Below are 24,604 nucleotides of genomic sequence, written 5' to 3' on the forward strand. Positions count from 1 at the left end.
TATGGAAGTAGTGCTTTAATTTCATACAAAATCGTCAAAAAGACACTTTAAGCAGTGTCTTTTTTTATGAGATAATGATTAGGGTTGTGTTGGGTACCAAATGACATAAAGTTACTGGGCGGTTTAAGTCGAATCCTTTGTGTAAAAACACAATGATGATAGATAATATTTTAATTTTTTACCAAATTGGGAATACTAAACGTATGTTATCATTCTTTACATAAGGGATCTACATTAGACGGGAGAGATGAATGATGATTATCGGAGTGCCTAAAGAAATTAAAAATAATGAGAATCGTGTAGCCATAACGCCTGCGGGTGTAGTTAGCCTTATTAAAGAAGGACATCAAGTGCTGGTGGAAGCTGGGGCTGGTGTGGGAAGTGGATTTCCGAACGAAGAGTATGCTTCTGCCGGAGCGAAGCTAATTCAGGACGCAGCTACGGTCTGGAGCTCTGCCGAAATGGTGATGAAAGTGAAAGAACCGCTGGAAAGCGAGTACCCTTATTTCCGTCCAGGCCTTATTTTGTTCACATATCTGCATCTTGCGCCTGAACCTTCTCTGGCCGCTGCGCTCAAAGACAAGGGTGTCTTTGCCATCGGGTATGAGACGGTTGTTCATGAACGTACCTTGCCGTTATTAACACCGATGAGTGAAGTAGCGGGCCGGATGTCTGTTCAGCTTGGCGCTCAGTTCTTGCAAAAAAACTATGGCGGACAAGGGATTCTTCTCTCCGGTGTTCCCGGGGTTAGTCGTGGCAAAGTTAGCATTATCGGCGGTGGAGTAGTAGGTACAAACGCTGCAAAAATGGCTATCGGTTTGGGTGCTGATGTTACAATTGTTGACCTCAGTGCTGAAAGATTGCGTCAATTAGATGATATTTTTGGGGCACAGATCAATACGCTGATCTCTAACCCTTATAATATTGCCAAAGTGGTAGCTGAGGCAGACCTGTTGGTAGGTGCGGTGTTGATTCCGGGTGCGAAAGCACCGAAGCTGGTTACAGAAGAAATGGTCAAGACCATGAAGCCGGGATCGGTGATTGTCGATGTGGCCATTGACCAAGGTGGTATCGTAGAGACGATCGACAGAGTGACAACACATGATAATCCTGTATTTATCAAGCACGGCGTGCTGCATTATTCTGTTGCTAATATGCCGGGCGCTGTGGCCAAAACTTCGACGATCGCTTTAACCAATGTCACCGTTCCATATGCCCTGCAAATTGCCAATAAAGGCGTGATCAAGGCGATTCAGGATAATGCCGGCCTAAGAAGCGGCGTAAATGTCGCCAACGGTAAAATCACCTGCCAAGCCGTGGCTGAAGCGCTTGGCGAGAAACATTTTACGGTAGAACAAGCTATGGAGCAGACGTTCACGATGAGCTAAATAGAGCTAAATAGAGATGAATAGATGCGTTCCAAATAAGTGGTAATATTTAGGAACCGATAGACAGCGAATTCCCGCTTTGGGAGTTTGCTGTTTGTTGTTTCTGGGAGTAATAATTTCGGCTCAGTTCGGTGTGGGGAGATCCGGCTGTAAAGGCTTTAGGACTGCGTTATGAAGATCGTTGGATCGGGTGGAGGTTTGTTGGAGTTTTTAGGGAAATCCTCCCTATAAATTACGCGAAAAAAGCTTAAAACGCTATTTTTAGGGAATTTCTCCCTATAAATACGAGGAATATCCCCGATTGTGCCTGAATTGGAGGAATTATAGGGAGGTTTTCCCTGATTAGTAGCAGGTAAAGCTAAAGAGACACAATTACAGGGAAGAATTCCCTAAAAACTATAAGGGGGCTCTCTCAAGTAGCGGTTTAAGTGTTGTCGCGCCACTCCGTCACCTCGCTTCCCGTAATCCGCATCAACGTAACCTGCAACTCCGTCCCACGCCACTCCATAACCCCGCCATTCCGCAACCAACGTAACCTGTACTCAGCAAATAAGCCCCCACGCCACTCTATAACCTCGTAACTCCTCCACCCGGCGATCTCAAGGTCCCGCCAGCTCGCCCCCATCCCATTATCTTATAGTCAGCTGGGAGCACGCATACTATAATAAAATCACTCTAGAGTACAAGGTTCGGCTATTTTTTCAGGCAGGGGTGGGGCTAGTGACGGAAAAGGATCCATTGTTTGATCGTTTCTTCGATAGTATGGAATCGTTGGCGGATGCGATTAGTGAATCTCTTCAATCCCAAGTTACGATTGAGGACAGCAATCACCATGTGATCGGATACAGCTCCCATCAATTTGAGAGTGATTCCGCGAGAATTTCGACCATTATTGGAAAGCGTGTACCTAACGCTGTCATTATTGGCTTGCGTAAGAAGGGGATTATGCAGCAGCTTGAGAGCGCTACACGTCCGATTCGGATTCCTGCGGTCATGGAGGTAGGTCTTGGCCCCCGACTCGCTATTTGCATCAAACATCAGAAGGAAATTCTCGGGTACATATGGGTAGTAGATGCAGGCAATCTAGTTGAAGGACACGCAGAGAATATTGTAGAGAAAGCGGCGGCCATCGTTGGTCGTTATATATTGAAGCAACGGGGTTGGAAGACGAAGCAGGAGAAAACGCAGGAGGATTTTTTCTGGAAGCTGCTCACCTCCCATTATGACAATGAAGCGAATATCAAGCAGGACGCGGAAGTTTGGTCGATTCTTTTGCCGGACAAATATTATATTAGCGTGTTTGAGAGTGACAAGGTCATCAATGACCACTTCGTACTTCGGTTTCGGCAAACTATGACCTCCTATCCGGGGCTGAAATTATTATTTCTGACTGCTGAGCACAATCGGTTAATTATATTGTTTTCATTCAGCTTTCGCATGGAAGGTACGGGTGGTCTGTATTCGTTCATGCACAAAATTATCGAGGATATGCGTAAGAGTGAGAGCTGTATGCTGGCTGCAGGCTGTAGCCTGGATTACACTGAATATATGTCGGCAGCCATTGCGTACTGGGAAGCGGGTTCCATTCTGGAAATCAAGAAGCTGCTGCCTTTTCATGGCCGAGAGTTACTATTGTATGAGGATATTGGATTTTGGGCGTATGTTCCGGCTATTATAGAGCAAAAACGTAGTCGGACCCGTAAAAGTCCTTTACTGTATCCCCTAAAAGAGCATGATCGCGAGCATAAAAGTGATTTTCTAAAAACCATTGCCGTTTATTTATCACTCAGTGGAAACTTGAAGGAATCCGCCGCTTTTTTACATATTCATACCAACACATTGCTGTACAGATTAAATCGCATAGCAGAGATTACGGGAAAAAGCTTAAAGGATACGGGATACCGCACTTCTTTATATTTGGATATTTTGACGGAAGAGACCAGGCAGCTCAATCAGTGGTTTGTTGAGTCAGGGGAATAAAATGAATTAAGCACCAACTGGGCAGCGAACACGTACAATAACCTATATTTAGAACCTATAATATTGGAGGGACTAAGCATGGTGAAGGAAGTTCGTTCACCCGATGCCCTTGACTTTGAACGGAAAATGAGAGACAGCATCGTGGAATCGGCGGAAGCTTTAAATAACAGTGGAGCGGATTTTGCAACATTTGATGAGTCGCGCTGCAACCCGCAGTTTTGGACGCGTACAGATATTGGAGGACTACAGCTGAACGCTGGTGTGGCGCCTTCGGTGGGGATTAAAGACATTTTTCAGAACGGACATTTATATGCCTTCGAATGCGCGACAGCGATGGTCATTGTTATGTACAGGGCGACAATTGAAGCTATAGGTGAAGAAGCCTTTAATAGGTATTTTAAGGATTTATTCTTATGGGATTGGAACTACGACGAGAATCTGCGCTTAGTTACGAACTATAATAAGGATCAGATGCTGCGGGGAGATATTGTGTATTTCAGGAATCCAGATCATGCGCCTAGCAAGCCAGAGTGGCAGGGTGAGAATGCTGTTAAGCTTGAAGAAGACCTGTATTATGGCCACGGCATTGGGATAACCACTGCAGAAGTCATCATAGCCTCACTTAATGAGGAAAGATCGCCCGGAAGCAATACCTCAGCTTTTCTTACGAATGAGTCGATACATCCTGATTTTAATTATTTACAGCGACTATCTACAGGTTCTGTCTTACCCGGAGCGGAAAATAGAGGCTCTGAGTGCACTGTCTTTTCAAGAATTGGGACTAGAAGTTACATTTATAAGATTTAACAGCTAAGAGAGTGCTAAGAAGAGCTATCTTCCTGAAAAAAATTCCGGACCTCCGATAAGGTCCGGGATTTACTATGTCTAATAGCCTAAAGCTCAACAAAGTCGTTGCGGAATTTCTCGAAATCAGATTTTCTACATTCTAGCGCAAGCCGTGTGCCTGTTTCTTCATAGCTAGTCGATTGAACATGGGCATGCTCGTTGAAATAGGAGACCACATTGCCGCGATCAAATGGAATCAGAATTTCACACTGTACATAATCCGTAAACACATGGCTGCGAATCAGATCTGTAAGTTCAGCTATTCCGCTATTTTGTTTGGCAGAGAGATAGACATTGTCACCCTCAAGGTGAGGGTAAGGCAAGTCAGTTAGGTCAGCCTTGTTGTAGGCATAAACCGTTGGAATTTGGTCCGCGCCGAGCGCTTTCAAAGTCTCATCAGTGACGGCCATATGCTGCTCATGCTGCGGATCGGAAATATCGACTACGTGAATCAATAAGTCAGCTTCGGTCACCTCTTCGAGCGTGGAGCGGAAGGCTTTGACCAGATGATGGGGAAGCTGGCTGACGAATCCAACGGTATCTGTTAATAAAAAGGTTTTGTGATCCGGTAGCTCAATGCTCCGAACGGATGTCTCCAGCGTAGCAAATAACATATCCTTGGCGAACACTTGCTTATTAGAGCCGGGATGATACGTCTCCACGATCACATTCATTAAGCTGGACTTGCCGGTATTCGTATAGCCGACGAGACAGACGACCGGAACCTCATTCTTATGCCGCTGCTTCCGCTGAATTTGGCGCCTTGCTACTTGCTGTTGAAGCTCAACTTGTAACGCTGAAATACGTTCTTCTATTCTTCTGCGATCCAGCTCCAGTTTCGTTTCACCAGCGCCTCTGTTCTTAAGCCCAGCACCACCGCCTTGTCTTCCGAGGGATTCTCTGAGACCTGTCAGGCGGGGTAGCATATACTGCAGCTTGGCTACTTCTACTTGCAGCTGTGCTTCTTTGGTCTTCGCTCTTTCTGCGAAAATATTCAAGATCAGAATCGTTCGGTCAATGACCTGACGGCCTAGAGAAGACTCCAAATTGCGAATCTGTGAAGGAGACAGCTCATCATTAAAAATAACAATAGGAGCATCATGCGCTTCTAAGAGCGCAGATAATTCTTGGATTTTGCCTGTGCCGATATAGTGGGAAGGGTTGATCCGGCTTGCCTTCTGACTAAGTTCTCCGACAACTTCTAGGTCACAGGCAGCTGCCAGATTAGTGAGTTCTTCCATCGAATAGTCGAAGTTTGTTTCGTTTTGTAGCTGGACACCGACTATAATAGCTTTTTCTCGTAGTTGTTCCATATATTTATTCATCCTCCAGTAAGTAAATAGTAAACGCAAAAAAACACAGGACATCTGCCTGTGCTTACGGTTCGTTAGAGGACGTCAGAACAAATGTGTAAGGAGAAATCTCCTTTACGACATTAGGGTCTTCCATAGATATATCGAAGCAAACAACGGCTTGGTCATAGGGGAATGATAAATTAATCCCTTACGAGTAGCAGTTGGTTTAAATTATAAGAAAGTATAAGTTTCACGATATACTTTATCCTTATAATTCTCACATAAACGCTACCGTCCTTATAAGGACGCCGAAGGCGTTTTAGTTTGTTGGCTTCTATGGAGTTAAATGGGTAGACCAATCCTGAGTCCTCTGCACATGGGCAGAGCTTTAGCGCTATTCAATTAGCCGCGCAAAGTTCTAACTCGGATAAAGTCTATCACACGTAACCCTCCGTTCATAAAAAGTTAAGTCGAGTTTACCACATCCTTTATTTGGTGGCAAATCTGTATTTTATGCTCGGTGAAGCACATCTCTATTTTAATATCAATCCAAGAATTCTAAAAAATGATTGCATACCATATATATATAATTTGATATGAATAGGAGGTGTGAAGACATTGCCTGTCCTCTCTACAAACACCATCATTAATTTACCTGTCGACGGTACTCGTCCAATAGATCAAGTTGTGATCAAAGTGGTTAACAATGGATCAGCTGGCGCGGCTTGTTATTTAACGGGTTTAGCCAATAGTGCAAGTCCTCAGACAGTCTTTATTGAAGAATTATTTGAGCTGCAATATCGGGAAACGTCAAGCAAGACCTACACTATTGTAGAGGATTTATTCCAATTTAATTTTGTGTATTCACAGGAACAATTGAAGATTCAGGTTTTTCTTGTGGATGTGAACGGTGTCTGGACGGCTGTTAATCTGGAAGTGTTTGAAGTAGGCCGTATAACCTCGGAAATCCGTGATAATGTATCGGTTACATCGACTGACTTCGCGGCGATTAGCTTTATGAGGAGTTCTGCCTTTACTATTCCACAGGGTCTTGCGGCTGAGATTAGACCGGCGGCTTTAGATATTCTATCCAAAAGACCTGTGCGATATATGGTCGTCGCAGGTGGCACTCTGGATGGGACATTCGAAAATTTCCCAACGCCAACTACGGATATTCCTGTCACAGACACGGCACTGCTGGTGAATTACACCTGCACTACGGTCACGGGTGGAAAGGTGATTATGCAAGGTACAGGATCGGGAATCTCCGGTGCTTATGCGAATTTGGCTGTTAATTTGCTTAACGAGCGACTCTCTTACGAGCTTCAGAATGAGCCGGTTACTTTGGTGGTTAACTCACTTTCAGGTGATGATGATCTCGCAGTCACCTTTAAGATGTCCGAGCAATGGTGAGCGTTCTTTAATCCAGTACTAAAGATAAATATTAGTGATTCAAAAAAGGAACATCCGCGTAGATGCGAATGTTCCTTTTGATGGTCGTTGCAAGCGTTAAGATTAGTCTGTTAAGCCTCGCCGTAATGTAAAGAGGTCTTTCAAAGCCTCAGTAGACAGCTCGGTAATCCAGCCTTCGGAGCTGGAGATGACATTATCACTTAGCTGCTGCTTACTCTCCAGCATCTCATCAATCTTTTCCTCGAGAGTCCCGAGAGCGATGAACTTATGCACCTGTACATCACGCGTCTGGCCCATCCGATAGGCGCGGTCTGTCGCCTGATTCTCAACGGCCGGATTCCACCAGCGATCGAAGTGGAATACGTGATTGGCGGCGGTTAAGTTCAGACCGACACCTCCGGCTTTGAGAGAAAGGATGAATACATTCGGCTGATCAGACGGTGGTGCATCTGGACGTCTGGACCCTTCGTCCGCGGAAGGTGCAGGCGTCTGGAATCGCTCAATCATTCGGTCACGCGCCTGTTTGGAGGTGCTTCCGTTCAAATAAAGGACAGGCTCTCCAAGTTCTTGCTGTAGAACAGCCTGAAGCATTTTTCCCATCCCGACATATTGCGTAAAGATGAGACAGCGCTCATCCTCTGTACGCAGTTCCTTAACCATATCCAGCAGTCTTTCAAGTTTAGAGGAACGGTTAATGAGTAGACTGGTATCCAGTTTGTTGTCCGAATCCGTTTCAGGGAGGGTCTCCTTAGTCACAAGCATCGGGTGATCACATAGCTGCTTAAGTCCGGTCAAAGCCCCAAGAATGGCGCCCTTACGCTCAATACCTTCCAACTTCTGCATACGGTCGAGCAGTCCGTTTACGGTCTGGTCATAGAGCGCAGCTTGTTCAGCTGTCAGATGGACATAGGTCTTCATCTCGTTTTTATCTGGAAGATCGAGCTGAATGTTAGGATCCTTTTTCTTACGGCGTAGCATGAACGGCTTCACGAGATTCTGTAGGTCCGCTGTACGTTTCTCGTCACGTTCCTTCTCAATGGCATTACTGAATCGGTCGTTAAAGGCTTTGGCACTACCCAGATAACCTGGGGTTATAAAATCATAAATGGACCACAGCTCGGATAATCTGTTCTCTATAGGTGTTCCTGTCAGCGCAATCCGGTGTAAAGCCGGGAAGCTGCGCACAGCTACCGACTGCTTCGTTTGAGCATTCTTGATGTTCTGTGCTTCGTCCAGACAAATCGCCGCCCAAGTGAATTCCTTCAGCAACTCCTGATCAAGCGCTGCAGTCGCATAAGAGGTGAGTACCACGTCAGCTTGCGACGCAGCGCCATAGAAGAATCCTGCGTCCAAACGGCGACTTCCGTAGTGCAGCATCACATTCAAAGAAGGCGCGAAGCGCTGCAATTCCTTCTGCCAGTTGCCCAGCACGGAGGTAGGGCAGATGATCAGAGCAGGCCAACCCGGAGGGTCGGTCTGGCGACGGGATGAGCTAGGATCGGTATTTTCTTTGATATGAAGTAAATATGCGATGAGTTGGACGGTCTTGCCAAGCCCCATATCATCGGCTAGACAAGCCCCCAAACCGAATTGACGCAGGAAAGTCAGCCAAGCATATCCTTCATGCTGATAGGTGCGTAGCTCTGCCTGGAGTCCTGCGGGCACTGGAGGCTTCGGCCATTGTGAGCGCTGGCCGAGCTGACCAATGAGACTGATCAAATGCTCGTTTAGCTCTACCTCGAGCCGCAGGCGCGCCGCATCCTCTTGAAGCTGCTCTTCTGTAGCCTCAGCCTCAGCTTCCTCACTCGCTTGCAGCAAATGAAGCTGAAGCACATCTTGGAAGGACAAGCCTTGCGACTTGTCCATACCTGCCATGGCTCTTTGGATTTGCGCCAGCAGTGCGGGATCGAGCGAGACCCATTTGCCTTTGAAGCGGACGAGTCGTTCCCCTCTTGCGACCAGCTCGGCAAATTCAGCTTCGGTGAGGTCGACGTCGCCGATGGAGATTCGCCAATCGAAATCGATGATCGAATCGAGGCCGAACAGCGACTCGCCGCCGCTGCGTTTGTCCTCGCCGGAGCTGATCTTGGCGCGGAGGCGCGGTTTTTTCCGGCTGGCGGCTTCCCACCACGCCGGCAGCAGCACTTGCCAGCCTGCTTCCAGCAGCCGCTGGCTCTCGGCGGTTAAGAACCGCCAAGCGATGGCATCGCTGAGCGGTTCGGCCAGCACGTCGCCGCCCGCCGCGAAGCGCTCGGGCGGCAGACTGCCGCGGAGGCGCTCCAGCCATCCCGCGGCGCGTTCGTGCACGTGGGCCGACCATGCTGTCGGCCACAAGCCGTGCGGCTCGCCATCATCGGCGAGCCTGATGGGAACAAGCGCGGATTCATCGCGCTTGTCCTGAAGGATCAGCTGCAGCCGCCAAGGGGATTCATCCCCTTCCGGCTCCAGCAGCTGAAGTGCAGGCCGGAAAGGCGCGGTATCCGCCTTCCAGCCAATGGCGATAAGCCATGCAGCGGTATCCATGCCCGCTGCAAGGGCCCCGCTTCTATCGAATAGAAGCGGGAAATCGCTCCGGAGGTCGCCTGCTTCGGCCTCCGTGCTGTAATACCTCTGCGATACGGCGGCGGAGAACGCCGCGCGTAACCCACGGCTAAATTCGCAGCCGTCATTTAGCGCCTCAAGAGCCCCTTTGGCAGTGTCATTATCCACTGCCACCTGCGCCAAAGCGCCCTCATCCCAGGTCCATTGCAACCTCCCGGCACGATAAGCGGAGATATCGGGAATATACTGTTTGTGCTCCAGACATATAGCCAGAAGTGGCGCCAGTTCAGTCAGGTGAGCCGCATCGCCCTCCCAGTTCCATTCGATGTGCACCAGCAGCTTCTGCTCTGCAAAGAAAGGGATGACCTGCTCCGCAGGTAGAATCACTAGCTCTACACCTTCACCAGCTGGTTGAACCGTTAACTCCGTTCCATAAAAAGACGCCTCATGCCAGGCGAATAACCGCTGTTTAAGCTGCAAACCGGGCACGAGATCTTCTCTTTCATTCAATCCGTATAATAAAGCGTCCCCATACTGGCTTAATGCAAGCCGGATGGTCAGCGTGCGCAAATGCATGTTCATGGTATTAGCTTTCCTTTCCGAAGCTCCTCTTGCAGCGCACGGAGTCTGCTGTGCTTTGTGGTGAAGGCAATGAGGAACTCTTCCCACCGTTCTTCTTGTTTCATTTTTTTATACAGCTTGGATAATCGCTTCAATAGTTTCACAGCCGCCTTGTAGCTATGTCTATTCTTATCCAGCACAAATCTTTCGACGGCCTGATGGTAGAAGGGGAGCAGAACTTCAGGTGCGTTTTTCTCCATAGGCTGGAGGTCTGTAACACGAAATTCGGAAGGCAGCTTACCGATGGACAGTTGATAATCCATCCATGTCTGCCATTTTTCATAGGTAATTAACTTCTCTTCGTATACTTCTCCAGAGATAGGTAACATGGTGGCTAATGTATTCCACATTTGCGGCTCAGCTTCAGGAAGATGGCGAACGGCCTCTTCCCATCTGTTCGAATAGTTATTCAGATTATAGAGTCTGCTGCTCAGCAGTGGACCGATCTGAGCAAGCCAGCCCACCAAGCGTGACCATTCACCTGCATCCAGAAGCGGGGAGGTGAAGCTCATAAGCTCATCAGGATGGAGACCTGGGCGCTCGGCAGCTTTATTCAGTAATTCCCATGCCTTTGGGTCATCCTTCAGATAAAAATACATGCGGCTCTGGGCTAACAGCCACGCATGGCGTGACAGGGAAGCGCCTAATTCACTTTCTGCCTGCTGAAGCTGTTTGATTTCATCCAGATAAAGCTTAGTTCCACCGGTATTCGGATAAATCCAGTTTCTCCACAGCAGGTCATAGCACAGTGAAAAAGAGGGCTGATCCCGCAAGCGATCGCGCGACTCCGTCAACATCTCACGCCGCAAGTAGGAGAGGGTCTCGATGATATGCGGCCACAGATCGTATTCCTGCTCTTGCTCGGGAAACAGCGGGAGTGTGCTTTTTAACAGACGTGTGATTGCTTCCTGTAGCTCAGAGACCGCTACTTGCGTGTAATAGCCGAGTGATGAGGTGAAGGCGACCTGACCGGGTAGATTGGCGGAAGGCTTAGCCAGCTTCTCTAGAAGAAAAAGATGGGCATGCAGGGTAAATAGCTTGTCCATTTCCGGTGATAACTTCGGCTTAAATTTAGTAATGGAAGATAATGCTCGATCCACATATTCAGGATTCCGAGTGGTATGTGCCAGAGGCGTGATGCAGAACGCAAAATACTCGCGCCACTCCGTGATGCCTCCGTCAGCGATCCGGCTGGCATGTTCTTTTAGCTGCTGCTGGTGCTTTCCATCGGTTCCGACAGGTGAACTACTTGATGTTTTTGGGAGAAAAGATGCGGCTTTGGCGTTAGCTAGAACTTGTACAGACCTATTCTGTTGTTCAGCAAAACTGAGCAGCACAGCGGCCATATGCTTGCAATGACCTGAAACAGGGCAGTTGCAATGGCACCGAGTGAAGCTGTCCAGATCAATAGTAACGCGGTAATCCTCTCTACCTTCAACAAGGGCATTGATCTTAGATGGCTCCGTCATAGTGAACGAACGAATACGGCTTTGCTTATAATATTGGAACCCTCGTTTGAGGGTGAGGTCATCGAAATAATAGGCGACATTCTGGATGAGCTTACTCCACTGCGTATCATCCATAGTATAGGTTGGTTGCATACAATTGGTCTCCCGTAAGAAAAATGGTCGTTATTTGACCTTCATTATATCATTTCTTTTTGAGTAGGATGTTTTGGCGATGTAATGAAAGCGAAATTGCTGGCTTGTATGGAACGTGGGGCCTAAACATATACTAATCGTGCTGAAATTTGAAGTATAGATCAAACAAAGGTCAAAAAAGGTCAAAACATTAAAAACATTAAAATTTGTAGCATTAAATCAGCTGATTTGCCTGAATTTGACCGAAAATTCGCTTAAATCGGTTTTGTTATTCCTCTGATAGGGGACTATAATAAGGTCATAGGTCAAATAAAGTCAAAGTCAATGAGAGGAGAATGGATAATGTTTGATTTGGTTCCTTTTGGTAAACGTAGAGATGATGCTTTTGGTATGCTGGCTAAGTCTTTGAATGATGTTTTTAATGATGATTTTTTTGCACCGATCAAGAGCTCCACGATGTCCTTCAGAACGGATATTCGCGAGAGTGAGCAGGCTTACCTGATTGAAGCTGAACTTCCTGGCTTTAAAAAAGAAGAAATCGACATTGATTATGCCAGCCCTTACTTGACGATTAAAGCGGTGCGGAAGGAAGAGAATGCGGAGGAGAACAAGGATCATCAAATTGTACGTAGAGAACGTCGATATGGTGAATATGTTCGCAGATTCTATGTTCAGGATATTGCAGTGGAAGAGATTCGCGCGTCTTTGAAAGACGGATTACTGAAGTTGGAAGTTCCAAAACAGCAAAAACCACAAGGGAAACGCATTGAGATTCAAGACGGAGATTCTAGCGCATCGCAGTCTGAATAAGCATAATTTAGGCGGTAATAGTTTCCGCTCAGCATCTTAGAGATAGGCAGCGAGCTTTTAATATAGTGTTATGAATAAAAGGCGCATTGTAGTGGAGGATTCCGGCTATGGTGCGTCTTTTCTCGGAATCGTACGATGGGTTGTATTTAATCAAGCGTTGAAAGGAGGAATCCGAGTGGCTAACAAAAGCTATTATGATGCTTTGGGCGTGAGCAAAACAGCAACTAAACAGGAAATTAAAAAGGCTTATCAAAAGCTGGCCAAGAAGTGGCATCCCGATGTGAATAAAGCCTCTGAGGCAGAGGCGAAATTCAAAGAAGCTGCTGAAGCCTATGAAGTGCTGGGCAATGAGGAGAAACGCAAGCTTTACGATGAGGAGCTGCTTTATGGGGCTCAGCGTGGTAGAGCTGGTGGAGGTGCGTCGAGCGGGGCCTCTTCGTGGGATTCAAACTTTGGTGGAAACTGGAACGGTGGGACTTATTCTGCAGGAGGTTCTGGCATTTCGGAGGAAGATTTGTTCGGAATGTTTTTTGGGAATCGGGGATCGGCCGATCGCGCTGGCTTTGATTTCTTTTCTAGTAGTGGTAGTGGGCGTTCGAACGGCAATCCATGGGGTGAGGCGCGCAGTTCGACGCAGGCGCAGCTGGATATTACGTTGGAGCAGGCCTATAAGGGAACAACTGTAAGAGTGCAGATCGGTGATAAAACTGTGGATGTTCAAGTTCCGCGGGGATCTAGTGAAGGCACGATTTTAAAAATCGCAGGGAACACTCAGAGTGGCATAGCTCCAGGTGGCGATATACTGCTGGCACTTCATATTCTTCCTCATGATATATACGAGCTTCGAGGTGGCGATTTATACGGTGTAGTTGAAGTTGCTCCATGGCAAGCGGTATTGGGTGGTGAGGTGAAGGTTCCATTACCGGGTGGCGGTGCCGTGAAATTGAAGATTCCTGCAGGAATTCAAAGTGGTAAAACGCTGCGCATCCCAGGCAAAGGTTTGAAGCGTGAGAATGGTGCGAACGGTGATATTTTATTTGGTATTGAGATTGTTGTCCCTGAGCCAACCAGCGAAGCGGAGAAGAATTTGTACCGTAAACTGGCTGAATCCAGTAATTTCGAGGCTAGAGCTAAACGTCAAAGCGCTAGTGCGCAGCGTCCGAAGGCAAAAGTGGGTAATTAATAGGTAGGTAGAGGTAACTTTGTATGTTCGTGATCGATTTTGGCTAGTGAATATGGTGAATAGAGTGCTAGTAGTAGAAAAGTAACTTAATTAGAAACTAACTAATAGTAGAGACCTGTGAGAAGTGTCGGGAAAAGGAAGGGTAAAAGTGTTCTAAAGGTGCCGATTTCGGCTCGATGAGCGAAAAGAGGGGTAAAAGTACCCCAGAATGCGCCAATTTCGGCTCGATGAGCGAAAAGAGGGGTAAAAAAACCCCAGAATGCGCCGGATTGAGCTCGATGAGCGAAATGAGGGGTGAAAATACCCCAGATCGTGCCGAATTTGGCTCTGTGAGCGAAAAGAGGGGCAAAAATACCCCAGAATGCGCCGATCGGCTCGATTAGCGAAAAGAGGGGTAAAAATACCCCAGAATGAGCCAAATGCGGCCCATCCGTCCCAATGTACGGTATTAATCCCGCAGGTAGCGCCAAATGCGGCCCATCCATCCAAATGTGCGGTATTAATCCCGTAGATAGCGCCAAATACGGCCCATCCGTCCAAATGAACGGTATTAATCCCGCAGATAGCGCCAAATGCGGCTCATCCGTCCAAATGTACGGTATTAATCCCGTTGATAGCGCCAAATGCGGCCCATCCGTCCAAATGTGCGGTATTAATCCCGTAGATAAGCGCCAAATGCGGCTCATCCGTCCAAATGTACGGTATTAATCCCGCAGATAGCGCCAAATACGGCCCATCCGCCCAATTCAACGGTATTAATCCCGCTAAATTAATCTATCCCGGCCAAAACGGCCGATCCTATATATCATTCCTAAATAGAAAGGTGAGAGAGCTATGGATTTCAATAAACTTACTCAAAAGCTGCAGGAAGCAGTGGCTGCGGCGCAGTCGCTGGCTTCAGAAAGCGGACATCAGGAGATCGATAATCTCCATCTGTTAAAAGCGTTACTCCAGCAGCAAGAAGGCTTGCTGCCAAGATTGCTGCAAAAGATGAACGTCCCCGTAGCTGAGCTGCTGCGCAGCACGGATGAACTGCTTCAGCGTAAGCCGAGCATAAGCGGATCAGGGGCAAGCACAGTACGGCGTTATGCCTCGCAATCGCTGATCCATCTGCTGGAACAGGCGGAGAAAGAAGCGGCGAAGATGCAAGACGAGTTTGTTTCGGTGGAGCATGCCGTGCTGGCCATGGTGTCGGATTCGAGCAGGGATAATCGTGAGCTGCGTGATCTTTTTGTCAGTCGTGGATTAACACGCGAGAAGCTGATGTCTATACTTGCTGAGATTCGTGGGCATCAGCGTGTAACGAGTCGGGAGCCGGAGGCTACTTATGAGGTGCTGGAGAAATACGGACGTGATCTTGTAGCAGAGGTTCGTGCGGGTAAGATCGATCCAGTCATCGGACGTGACGCTGAGATACGTCGTGTGATCCGAATTCTGTCCCGTAAAACGAAGAATAACCCTGTGCTGATCGGAGAGCCAGGTGTAGGTAAAACAGCGATTGTGGAAGGCTTGGCTCACCGGATAGTACGCAAAGACGTACCAGAGGGGCTGAAGGACAAGACGATTTTCTCGCTGGATATGAGTTCCCTTGTAGCAGGCGCGAAATTCCGTGGTGAATTCGAGGAACGCCTGCAGGCGGTACTGAGGGAAGTTCGTGAAAGTAACGGCCGTATTATTCTTTTTATTGATGAGCTGCACACGATTGTAGGTGCAGGGAAAACTGAAGGCTCGATGGATGCGGGCAATATGCTGAAGCCGATGCTGGCTCGCGGCGAACTGCACTGTATCGGTGCTACAACGCTAGATGAATACCGCAAGTATATAGAGAAGGACCCTGCGCTGGAGCGCCGTTTCCAACAGGTGCTGGTCAGCGAGCCGGATGTAGAGGATACGATCTCCATTCTACGCGGTCTGAAGGAACGGTTCGAAGTCCATCATGGAGTCAAAATCCATGACAGCGCCCTCGTCGCTGCAGGCGTTCTGTCTAACCGCTACATTACGGATCGTTTCTTGCCGGATAAAGCGATCGACTTAGTGGATGAAGCCTGTGCCATGATCCGTACGGAGATTGATTCCATGCCGGGTGAGATGGATGAAGTGACCCGCCGTCTGATGCAGATGGAGATTGAGGAAGCAGCGCTTAAAAAAGAAACCGATGACGCCAGCAAACGCCGTTTGGAAATCTTACAACGTGAACTCGCCGATCTCAAGGAGAAGCAGCTTGGGATGACGGCGCGTTGGGAGAAGGAAAAGTCAGCGATTCAAGGCATCCGCGACCTCAAAAAACGGCTGGAGCAAGCCCGCAAGGATTTGGTCGATGCACAGGAGGAATACGATCTTAATAAATCAGCCGAATTGAGCTACGGCATCATTCCTGATCTGGAGCGGCAATTGAAAGCAGCGGAAGAAGCGGCACAGCAGGATCAGGATACAAGATTATTGCGTGAAGCTGTAACTGAGGAGGAAATCGCAGATATTGTATCGCGCTGGACGGGTGTGCCGGTTAGCCGACTGGTTGAAGGCGAACGGGATAAGCTGCTGCGTCTGGAAGAAACGCTGCATGAACGAGTTGTGGGCCAAGATGAAGCTGTCAGCTTGGTGGCCGATGCCGTGCTTCGGGCAAGAGCCGGGATCAAAGATCCGAATCGGCCGATCGGTTCCTTCCTGTTCCTCGGTCCGACTGGGGTAGGGAAGACGGAGCTGGCTAAATCACTCGCGGTCTCTCTCTTTGATCGCGAAGATGGCATGATCCGTATCGATATGTCGGAGTATATGGAGAAGCACAGTGTTTCTCGCCTAGTCGGTGCACCTCCGGGATACGTTGGATATGAGGAGGGCGGCCAACTTACAGAAGCTGTACGGCGTCAGCCTTACACAGTAGTGCTGCTCGATGAAGTGGAGAAGGCGCATCCCGATGTATTTAATATTCTACTGCAGCTGCTTGATGATGGACGTCTGACCGATTCGCAGGGCCGGATGGTCGACTTCAAGAACACGATCATTATTATGACCTCAAATATCGGTTCACCACATCTGATTCAAGGCACCGATGAGAAGGGTCAGCTTACGGAGGCTGCCAAGGATAGCGTAATGAAGGAACTAACGGGTCATTTCCGTCCAGAGTTCCTGAACCGGGTTGACGATATTGTGATGTTTAAGCCGTTGACCCTGGGCGAGATCGAGAAAATCGTGGACAAACTGGTGGACGGATTACGTTTACGTCTTGCTGACCGGGAGATTGGTCTTGAGTTAACTGAGCCCGCGGTACGTTTTATCGCTAAGGAAGGTTTTGATCCAGTGTATGGGGCGAGACCGCTGAAACGCTTCATCCAGCGAAGTCTGGAGACCCGTGTGGCACGTGCGATCATTGCTGGTGAAGCCGCAGAAGGTACGGTGATTCAAGTAGACGAATCCGGCGGCGGCCTGACGGTGAGAATTATAAAGCCAGATGTTGATACTATGTAAAAATAAAAGGCGTCCACAAAGCCACTAAGGTTTTGTGGACGTCCTTTTTATGATTACCCTCATTCCACCCAAGGTATTAAATGAGGGTGTTCATCCAGAATGGACAGGTATTGCTCCTTCCAGCCGTATTGGCCATCGGGATCAAGGAGCATGTAACGCAGATATTTTTCTAAGCGGAACTCTGCCTTCGACCAACCGAGATGCTTGAGTCGCAAGTTGCTTAGCTGGTGGGGAAGCTCGAAGACATTCTCTGGGAATCGCCCACAGTGCTGTGGAGATTCATTCCATACATAGTTGAAGTCTTCTTTATAACGAAGCAGAAAAGGACGGTAGTTCAAATGAGAGCGCCAGTAAATATCTTCTCTGTAATGGGTGGCGTTCCATAAATCATAGAGACGGAAACAGAATAAATCGACCTCGTCAGCATACAGCAGGGGTTCGATATTTGCCGCGAAGCTCGCTTCAAAGATTTCGTCTGCGTCCAGACTTAGAATCCACTCAGGCTTCGTCTTCAGAACCTCTTCCCATTGCTGCTTTCGCAGCTCAATTTCATTGCTGAATTTGGATATGGTATTGTGCACGAGATGGACGGGAATGCCTTCAAGCACCTCCAGGCAGATAGCTGCTGAATTATCGGTGCTGCCATCATCGATAATGACGGCCTCGTCGATGTATTTGCGATGCTCTTCCAGAACCTGTCGCAGAAAGCGTCCACTTTCATTTTTCACAACCATGGTAAGGGTTAGCTTGGGCCGCTTTCTGGCTGGGGGGACTGTCTCCTTGGAGCTTTCGTTGTCTGGATTGTCTATTGTGGGTGTCGGCATTACTGATGCAGGTAATTCGTCCGTAGATGAACTGTTCTCAGTATCAGTGGCTTCAGCTTTGGTCTCCGTAGTTTCTTTGATAAAATCCTCTACTTTACTCAAATCACTGTCTCTATACAAGTGTAGCGCCGGATAATGGGTATCGACGAATAAGGGGATGCCAAGGGCAGCGGCACGAATGCAGAAATGACGGTCTTCTCCCCAGTATGAAATGTTGCGAATTTGATTATAGCTGACTCCAGCTTTTATCGCATGCTGACTAATCAGTGTACAAGCCCCGAGTCCGCCCACCTCATAGATTCCGGGAATCCGCATCTTTGCTATGAATTCATGAAATCTGCGATTAATCTCCTCTGGTTGTAGTTTTTCACCGGGCAGTAGCTCCCACTGATTGTATTCGTCGTGCATCCATACCTGCGGCTGAAACATAGTCTCGGGCTGCCACTGTGTCCAGAACACCTCTGAAATAATATCCTTGTTCGTACCTATTAGATGTCTGAGGGTATCAGGATGGAGGATGAGATCAGAGTCTATAAGGAATAAATAATCATAGTTCAAGGTTTGGGCGCGGTTGATCATGAGATTTTTAAAATTGGCTACTTTCCAGACTAAGTTGGTATTCCAAAAGTGGGTAGTATCATTGCGAATATACGCATCGTGAAAGCCGGAGCTCTGAAGATAAATATGATCACCCATGCTTTGGAATTCCTGGAGCAGCCGACTTGATTCCTCATCATCATTATCATCAACTAGATGGAAATCCAGCTCAATATCGGCAATATTCAGACGAAGCAGGGAATTCAGAAATTCTTTTAAAACCATGGGCTTCTGGTGGATTGGACTGCCAATCAATACGCGAACCTTGTTTTCCGTCATTGCCGCCTCCTTGGGGAACGCCCCTCTTTCCTTGGATGGTCCTTATGTTCTCAATATATTTACAGGAGAGCGGCAATAATCCTTATTTTTCAAAGTTCTGTAAAGTAAATGAGTATTAGATGTATTAATTCGTAACGATCTGCTGTACAATAACCGAATAATTAGATGACAATATGAACAGCAAAGGATGAGCGCTATGGATAAACCATCAATCGATTCCCTCAATATTACATTAATGTGAAATGCTATCCATTGTAATTCCTAGTATTCCGATATACAATATAAAAAACACAAGCAACGCAGAACATAGAATACGGGGGAGAAACTTATGCGTAAAGGATTATCTGGAGTTATTACTTTGATTTTGTTAACATTTTTGATTAGTGCGTGCTCCGGAGGGAACACCGCCACTTCTACAAATACAAATCAGACACCTGCTACTAATGATGGAACGACAGCAAGCACTGAGATAAAAGATGGAGGCAACTTGATTATTGGAGTCGCTGCTGATCCTGTTATTCTAAATCCGAACTACGCGGGTGACCGTGTCAGTCTTACGATTGACCAAGCGCTCTATGCTCCACTGTTCCAAGTAAATGATGGTAAGAAGACCTTCTACTTGGCAGACAGCCTGACCCTTTCAGAAGATAACCTGACTTATACGTTGAAGCTGAAAAGCGGACTGACATGGCATGACGGAGAAAAGCTTACTGCTGACGATGTCGTGTTCACGATTGATAGCATCCTCGATGAGAAGCAAAACAGCATGTTGAGAGCGAACTTATTCATCGGTGATAAACCCGTTAAGGCCGTTAAGGTGGATGATCTGACCGTAGAGTTCAAGCTTCCGCAGGTCAGCCCAGCTTTTGAAGCTACACTAGTGCAAGTATTTCCGATTCCAAAGCATATTTTTGAAAATGAGACGGATCTAGAGAAAAGCACCAAGAATGCTAATCCTGTTGGATCTGGACCATTTAAATTTAAAGAATATAAAGCGGGCGAATATGTTACATTAGAAAGATTTGATAACTACTTTGGCGGCAAGCCACATCTTGATTCTGTTACGTACCGGATTGCTAAAGATACGAATGCTGCGAACCTCGCACTTCAGAGTGGTGAGATCAACATTAAATATCTAGATCCACAGGATGTTGGAACGATTGAAGCTTCGAACAATTTCGAAATTCTTCCTTATAGTGAAGGCCGATTGTCGTACCTGTTGTTCAACGCGAACAGCGATAGAGGTGCTCTTGCTAAAAAAGAAGTTCGTCAAGCCTTGTCTCTAGCACTAAGCCGTGATGAAATCATTCAGGCTGCTTATTCCTCTAGCGAGTATGCTGACCCGGCGAAGTCATTCTTGACCCCGGATGCATTGTTCTATACTAATGACGTACCTTCTTTCGATAATGATGTGGAAAAAGCGAAAGAGCTTCTGCAATCGGCAGGGGTTAGCGATCTGAAATTGAGATTGATTGTATCGAGCGGTAATAAAGCTCAGGAAGCTATTTCACTATACGTGCAGCAAAAGCTAAAGGCCATTGGCGCTGAAGTTGAACTGCAAAATATGGATGCCTCGGCATATGGCCAGAAGTTCAGTGATATGAATTCAACAGATTTTGAACTTGCGATTGCAGGTTATATTATGGGTTACGATCCTGATGCTTACAGAATTTTGTATACTTCTACTGCTGACTCTAACTACTCGCATTATAATAATGCTGAAGTCGATAAGTTGTTCAATGAAGGTGCAGGAGAAGCAGATGTGACTAAACGTGGTGAGATCTATAAGAAGATCCAAGAGATCATTGCTGACGATGCACCGATTTATCCAATTGCTAATACTAAGACTATTGTAGCTGTCTCCAAGAACTACGGCGGTCTAGAAGAAGCAGTCTTGAAGCCTGTCGTTATTTTTGAAGATTTATCGAAAATCTACCTTAAATAAAAACGGGAAAAAGTAAGCTGGGTTATCCAGCTTACTTTTTTACCGATACAGAACTGGGAGAATAAACGTATGAGACAACTTATCGTCCGAAGATTACTGCAAACCCTGCCGATGTTGTTTTTTGTTTCGGTTGTGTGCTTTGCGATGATTAAGCTGGCTCCGGGGGATCCGGTATTATCCTTCGTTACGCCGAATATGCACGCAGATGATATTGAGCGCATCCGGCATAACCTTGGGCTGGATAAGCCAGCCTACATTCAATATTTAATCTGGATTAAAGAAATATTGCAGGGGAATTTCGGTTATTCCCTAGTGAATCATCAGCCAGTATTGGATCAAATTCTAGAACGCCTGCCTGCAACGGCAGGTTTGATGGGTTCTGCGATCGGTCTCGCTGTTTTGCTGGCGATTCCACTCGGTCTTATTGCTGGAGCAAACCGGAACCGCTGGGTAGATAAGCTGATTAATTTCTTATCCTATGTCGGAATATCCGTGCCTTTGTTTTGGCTTGCCATCTTACTAATGTACTTATTCGCGATTAAGCTGCATCTGCTTCCTATTATGGGGATGCGAACGATTGGTGTGGAATCGGCGTTTGATGTATTCAAGCATGGTATCTTGCCTTGCACCGTGCTTGCTTTTGGATTCTTGGCTGGTTATGTGCGATACATTCGCTCTAGTACCATTGGACAGCTAAAAGAAGAGTACGTGCAGATTCAATATGCTTTTGGATCTAACAAGACAACAATTCTGTTCCGTCATGTAATGAAGCATGTGTTGCTTCCTGTAATTACATTGCTCGGGATGTCTATGGGTGATCTGGTGGCAGGCGCAATTGTTACAGAAACAGTATTTTCATGGCCAGGTATTGGCTCTTTGGGGATGACTGCAGTTAAAGGGATGGATTACCCCGTGATTATGGGAATTACTCTATTCTCCTCTTTAATGCTGATCATCGGTAATCTGGTCGCGGATATTCTATATAGCTTCGTGGACCCACGAATTAAATTAACGAGGTGACCTCATGAATCGCAGTAAATGGAAAAGTGTTGGAGATGAGCTATTTACGAATAAATTGGGCGTCGCAGCCCTCATTACTTTAATCATCTTCTCACTGGGCTCTATATTTGCTTTTTTATCTGGACATGATCCGAATGCGATGGATGTTCTGGCACGTCTGAAATCGCCGGGAGCCGATCACTGGTTCGGGACGGATGACTATGGCCGGGATTATTTTGCCCGCGCATTGTATGGTGGCCGGGTATCACTGCTAGTTGGCTTTGCTTCAATGATCATTGCTACAGGTATAGGTGTGACGGTAGGCGTAATCAGTGGATTCTTTGGCGGATGGGTTGATAATCTTCTCATGCGGATGCTTGATGTAGTGCTGTCCATTCCTTCTTTCTTAGTTCTGCTGCTGCTTAGCGTATTTCTGAAGCCGAGTGTTGGGAATATCATCATTATTATTGCTCTATTAATGTGGATGAATATCGCCCGTGTCATTCGGGCAGAGACGATGACGATTAAGGAACGCGAATATGTACTCTATGCAAAAGCCTCCGGACAGAGCAATTTCGGAATTATTTGGCGTCATATTCTTCCGGGGCTAGTGCCTGTTGTCATTGTAGGTGCGACGAATAATATCGCTTCGGCGATAATGATGGAGTCGTCCCTAAGTTTCCTCGGGTTCGGGGTACAGCCTCCGAATGCGACTTGGGGCAGTATGCTTAACAATGCGCAGGGATATATCGCTCAAGCGCCATATCTGGCTTTATTCCCTGGATTATTGATACTATTAACGGTACTGAGCTTTAATGTTTTGGGTGATATTTTGCGGGTAGGCTTTGAACCGAAGCTGATCCGAAGATAGGAGTGTGAAGACATCATGACGGAACGGCTATTGTCTGTCGAGGATTTGAAGGTTTCGTTCCATACAAGGGACGGAGAGAATCAAGCAGTTCGCGGCGTTAGCTTTCATATAGATGCTGGTGAGACGGTAGGAATCGTCGGAGAATCTGGTAGTGGGAAGAGTGTAACTGCCAAGGCGATTATGTCGTTAATTACACCTCCGGGTAAAATTATCGGTGGAAATATTAATTTTCGGGGTGAGAATTTATCGAACCTTTCGGAAAAAGAGTGGAGAAAGCTACGCGGCAATCGTATAGCAATGGTGTTTCAGGACCCCATGACCTCTCTTAATCCTGTAAAAAAAATCGGCCAGCAGCTTACGGAAGTCATCCGTCGGCATCGGGGTTTAAATAAACAAGAAGCGCTTAAAGAGGCAGCAAGCATCTTGCGTCAGGTAGGAATTAATAATCCTGAACAGCGGCTGCAGCAATATCCGCATGAATTCAGCGGCGGGATGCGCCAGCGGGTCATGATCGCCATGGCTCTTTCCTGTAAGCCAGAGCTATTGATTGCGGATGAGCCGACAACTGCGCTCGATGTAACAATACAGGCGCAAATTCTCGATCTTTTTAAAGAGTTGAAAAATAATACCAGTACAGCTGTAGCGCTCATTACCCATGACTTGGGTGTGGTAGCACAGGTATGTACACGGGTTATCGTAATGTATGGTGGACTTGTGATGGAGGAGGGCACGGTAGAGGATATCTTTTATCGCCCACAGCATCCTTACACGAAAGGTCTGCTTCGCTCGATTCCAAAACGTGACGGCAAGTCGCGGGAACGCCTTGTCCCTATCGAAGGCACACCTCCGGATTTGCTAGATCCTCCTTCGGGCTGTCCATTTATGGAACGTTGCCCTAATGCTTTTGCCCGTTGCAGCGAACGTCCTCCGGTCATCGAATTATCGCCTGGCCATCGTTCGATGTGCTGGCTGGCAGACGGTGTGCAGGAGACTCCAGCCGTAGCTGGTGTTGAAGGGAGCGGTTCTGTTGAGTGATAATAAGATTCTAGTGGACGTAAATAATCTGAAGAAACATTTCTCCAAAGGCAAGGATATATGGGGACGTAATACATCAGTGCTTAAGGCGGTAGATGGCGTAAGCTTTCAGATTCGTCAGGGGGAGACCTTTGGACTGGTCGGAGAGTCGGGGAGTGGCAAGTCCACGGTTGGACGCTGCTTGCTGCGATTGTATGACTATACAGATGGTGAAGTGTCTTTTGACGGGCAGCCGCTGAGCAAGCTTGGAGAGAAGCAGCTTAAGCCTTTTCGCAGACGGATTCAATCGATCTTTCAAGATCCATATTCCTCGTTGAATCCAAGCCTGAATGTACTTGATCTGATCAGTGAGCCTATGAAAATCCACGGGATCCACGAAGGCGACGAGCGTATAGAGGCTGTTGCGGCACTGCTGGATAAGGTGGGTTTAAAAAGAGAGCATCTTTATCGCTTTCCTCATGAATTCAGTGGGGGGCAACGCCAACGGATTTCGATCGCTCGAGCATTATCTGTGAAACCTGAATTCGTAGTGTGCGATGAACCAATCTCAGCGCTGGATGTATCTGTTCAGGCTCAGGTAGTGAATATGCTGGAGGATTTGCAGTCGGAATTTGGGTTGACCTACCTCTTTGTTGCGCACGATCTGTCGATGGTACGGCATATTTCGGACCGGATTGGCGTGATGTATGGCGGTCGTCTCGTAGAGGTAGCCGAAAGTGACGAACTATACGAGAACCCTATTCATCCTTATACGAAGGCGCTGCTATCTTCGATTTTGGAAACGGACCCTAAGCGGGCTAATCAGAGAATTATTTTAGATGGATATTCGGCAGAGTACGGCAGGGCTGAGACCTCTACATTGCAGGAAGTTAGTCCGGGTCATTATGTTGCTTATGATTTCACGGAATAAG

18 protein-coding genes are annotated in these 24,604 nt (G+C 47.2%); 12 read left to right on the forward strand and 6 right to left on the reverse strand.

Annotated elements, in window-relative coordinates; genetic code table 11:
* Positions 1 to 254 precede the first annotated feature (254 nt).
* From ald to NSS87_RS01375, 3 genes are all read left to right on the forward strand, one after another.
* A complete protein-coding gene (gene ald / locus NSS87_RS01365; protein WP_042184149.1) occupies positions 255 to 1,388 on the forward strand; it encodes an alanine dehydrogenase in 1,134 nt (377 codons plus the stop codon).
* 720 nt (positions 1,389 to 2,108) lie between these two features.
* Positions 2,109 to 3,368, forward strand: a complete 1,260-nt coding sequence (locus tag NSS87_RS01370) for a helix-turn-helix domain-containing protein (protein WP_339244343.1) — start codon at positions 2,109 to 2,111, stop codon at positions 3,366 to 3,368.
* 78 nt (positions 3,369 to 3,446) lie between these two features.
* Complete coding sequence (locus NSS87_RS01375; protein ID WP_339244344.1) at positions 3,447 to 4,175, forward strand: protein-glutamine gamma-glutamyltransferase; 729 nt, start codon at positions 3,447 to 3,449, stop codon at positions 4,173 to 4,175.
* Positions 4,176 to 4,261: 86 nt separating this feature from the next.
* Here NSS87_RS01375 and hflX read toward each other — a convergent pair whose 3' ends face one another.
* Positions 4,262 to 5,527, reverse strand: a complete 1,266-nt coding sequence (gene hflX, locus NSS87_RS01380) for a GTPase HflX (protein WP_076299935.1) — start codon at positions 5,525 to 5,527, stop codon at positions 4,262 to 4,264.
* A 591-nt stretch (positions 5,528 to 6,118) separates the two neighbouring features.
* Between hflX and NSS87_RS01385 the strand changes: the two genes are divergently transcribed.
* Positions 6,119 to 6,922, forward strand: coding sequence for a hypothetical protein (locus NSS87_RS01385; protein WP_339244347.1), 804 nt, complete (start codon positions 6,119 to 6,121; stop codon positions 6,920 to 6,922).
* Positions 6,923 to 7,024: 102 nt separating this feature from the next.
* On the opposite strand, the gene NSS87_RS01390 is transcribed toward NSS87_RS01385, so the two are convergent.
* Positions 7,025 to 10,045 carry a DEAD/DEAH box helicase gene (locus tag NSS87_RS01390; RefSeq protein WP_339244348.1) on the reverse strand — a complete coding sequence of 1,007 codons (3,021 nt, stop codon included), beginning with the start codon at positions 10,043 to 10,045 and terminating at the stop codon, positions 7,025 to 7,027.
* Positions 10,042 to 11,685: an SWIM zinc finger family protein gene (locus NSS87_RS01395; RefSeq protein ID WP_339244349.1), complete on the reverse strand. Its 1,644-nt coding sequence runs from the start codon at positions 11,683 to 11,685 to the stop codon at positions 10,042 to 10,044. Before NSS87_RS01395 ends, NSS87_RS01390 begins: the two co-directional genes overlap by 4 nt.
* 342 nt (positions 11,686 to 12,027) lie before the next feature.
* On the opposite strand from NSS87_RS01395, the gene NSS87_RS01400 reads away from it, so the two are divergent.
* Positions 12,028 to 12,495, forward strand: coding sequence for an Hsp20/alpha crystallin family protein (locus tag NSS87_RS01400; RefSeq protein ID WP_076299931.1), 468 nt, complete (start codon positions 12,028 to 12,030; stop codon positions 12,493 to 12,495).
* Between the two features lie 175 nt (positions 12,496 to 12,670).
* Positions 12,671 to 13,678: a J domain-containing protein gene (locus tag NSS87_RS01405; protein WP_339244351.1), complete on the forward strand. Its 1,008-nt coding sequence runs from the start codon at positions 12,671 to 12,673 to the stop codon at positions 13,676 to 13,678.
* A 101-nt stretch (positions 13,679 to 13,779) separates the two neighbouring features.
* Here the strand turns inward: NSS87_RS01405 and NSS87_RS01410 are convergent, their stop codons facing one another.
* Together NSS87_RS01410 and NSS87_RS01415 are read right to left on the reverse strand one after the other, a co-directional pair.
* Positions 13,780 to 14,301 carry a hypothetical protein gene (locus NSS87_RS01410; protein ID WP_339244353.1) on the reverse strand — a complete coding sequence of 174 codons (522 nt, stop codon included), beginning with the start codon at positions 14,299 to 14,301 and terminating at the stop codon, positions 13,780 to 13,782.
* Positions 14,258 to 14,428: a hypothetical protein gene (locus tag NSS87_RS01415; protein ID WP_339244354.1), complete on the reverse strand. Its 171-nt coding sequence runs from the start codon at positions 14,426 to 14,428 to the stop codon at positions 14,258 to 14,260. The genes NSS87_RS01410 and NSS87_RS01415 overlap by 44 nt, the downstream gene beginning before the upstream one ends.
* A gap of 84 nt (positions 14,429 to 14,512) precedes the next feature.
* On the opposite strand from NSS87_RS01415, the gene clpB reads away from it, so the two are divergent.
* The gene (gene clpB, locus NSS87_RS01420) at positions 14,513 to 17,143 is read left to right on the forward strand and encodes an ATP-dependent chaperone ClpB (protein WP_339244356.1); all 2,631 of its coding nucleotides are present in this window, start codon (positions 14,513 to 14,515) and stop codon (positions 17,141 to 17,143) included.
* A gap of 59 nt (positions 17,144 to 17,202) precedes the next feature.
* Here clpB and NSS87_RS01425 read toward each other — a convergent pair whose 3' ends face one another.
* The gene (locus NSS87_RS01425) at positions 17,203 to 18,843 is read right to left on the reverse strand and encodes a glycosyltransferase (protein WP_339244357.1); all 1,641 of its coding nucleotides are present in this window, start codon (positions 18,841 to 18,843) and stop codon (positions 17,203 to 17,205) included.
* Positions 18,844 to 19,171: 328 nt separating this feature from the next.
* Between NSS87_RS01425 and NSS87_RS01430 the strand changes: the two genes are divergently transcribed.
* The 5 genes from NSS87_RS01430 (at position 19,172) to NSS87_RS01450 (ending at position 24,603) form a co-directional block, all read left to right on the forward strand.
* Positions 19,172 to 20,788 carry an ABC transporter substrate-binding protein gene (locus NSS87_RS01430; RefSeq protein WP_076299927.1) on the forward strand — a complete coding sequence of 539 codons (1,617 nt, stop codon included), beginning with the start codon at positions 19,172 to 19,174 and terminating at the stop codon, positions 20,786 to 20,788.
* A gap of 69 nt (positions 20,789 to 20,857) precedes the next feature.
* Entirely contained in the window at positions 20,858 to 21,808 is a 951-nt protein-coding gene (locus NSS87_RS01435) for an ABC transporter permease (protein WP_042123467.1), read from the forward strand.
* A gap of 4 nt (positions 21,809 to 21,812) precedes the next feature.
* Entirely contained in the window at positions 21,813 to 22,658 is an 846-nt protein-coding gene (locus tag NSS87_RS01440) for an ABC transporter permease (RefSeq protein WP_042184173.1), read from the forward strand.
* Between the two features lie 15 nt (positions 22,659 to 22,673).
* A complete protein-coding gene (locus NSS87_RS01445; protein WP_042184174.1) occupies positions 22,674 to 23,693 on the forward strand; it encodes an ABC transporter ATP-binding protein in 1,020 nt (339 codons plus the stop codon).
* On the forward strand, positions 23,683 to 24,603 hold the full coding sequence (locus tag NSS87_RS01450) for an ATP-binding cassette domain-containing protein (RefSeq protein WP_143759515.1): 921 nt from the start codon (positions 23,683 to 23,685) through the stop codon (positions 24,601 to 24,603). The genes NSS87_RS01445 and NSS87_RS01450 overlap by 11 nt, the downstream gene beginning before the upstream one ends.
* Position 24,604 lies beyond the last annotated feature (1 nt).

Origin of the sequence: Paenibacillus sp. FSL F4-0243 (assembly GCF_037963295.1) — a bacterium.
In the GTDB taxonomy this organism is placed as follows: Bacteria; Bacillota; Bacilli; order Paenibacillales; family Paenibacillaceae; genus Paenibacillus_AQ.

Coding starts and splice junctions, on each gene's coding strand:
- ald (WP_042184149.1), top strand. CDS start 255: ATGATTATCGGAGTGCCTAAAGAAATTAAAAATAATGAGAATCGTGTA.
- NSS87_RS01375 (WP_339244344.1), top strand. CDS start 3,447: ATGGTGAAGGAAGTTCGTTCACCCGATGCCCTTGACTTTGAACGGAAA.
- hflX (WP_076299935.1), bottom strand. CDS start 5,527: ATGGAACAACTACGAGAAAAAGCTATTATAGTCGGTGTCCAGCTACAA.
- NSS87_RS01390 (WP_339244348.1), bottom strand. CDS start 10,045: ATGAACATGCATTTGCGCACGCTGACCATCCGGCTTGCATTAAGCCAG.
- NSS87_RS01395 (WP_339244349.1), bottom strand. CDS start 11,685: ATGCAACCAACCTATACTATGGATGATACGCAGTGGAGTAAGCTCATC.
- NSS87_RS01400 (WP_076299931.1), top strand. CDS start 12,028: ATGTTTGATTTGGTTCCTTTTGGTAAACGTAGAGATGATGCTTTTGGT.
- clpB (WP_339244356.1), top strand. CDS start 14,513: ATGGATTTCAATAAACTTACTCAAAAGCTGCAGGAAGCAGTGGCTGCG.
- NSS87_RS01425 (WP_339244357.1), bottom strand. CDS start 18,843: ATGACGGAAAACAAGGTTCGCGTATTGATTGGCAGTCCAATCCACCAG.
- NSS87_RS01430 (WP_076299927.1), top strand. CDS start 19,172: ATGCGTAAAGGATTATCTGGAGTTATTACTTTGATTTTGTTAACATTT.
- NSS87_RS01435 (WP_042123467.1), top strand. CDS start 20,858: ATGAGACAACTTATCGTCCGAAGATTACTGCAAACCCTGCCGATGTTG.
- NSS87_RS01440 (WP_042184173.1), top strand. CDS start 21,813: ATGAATCGCAGTAAATGGAAAAGTGTTGGAGATGAGCTATTTACGAAT.
- NSS87_RS01445 (WP_042184174.1), top strand. CDS start 22,674: ATGACGGAACGGCTATTGTCTGTCGAGGATTTGAAGGTTTCGTTCCAT.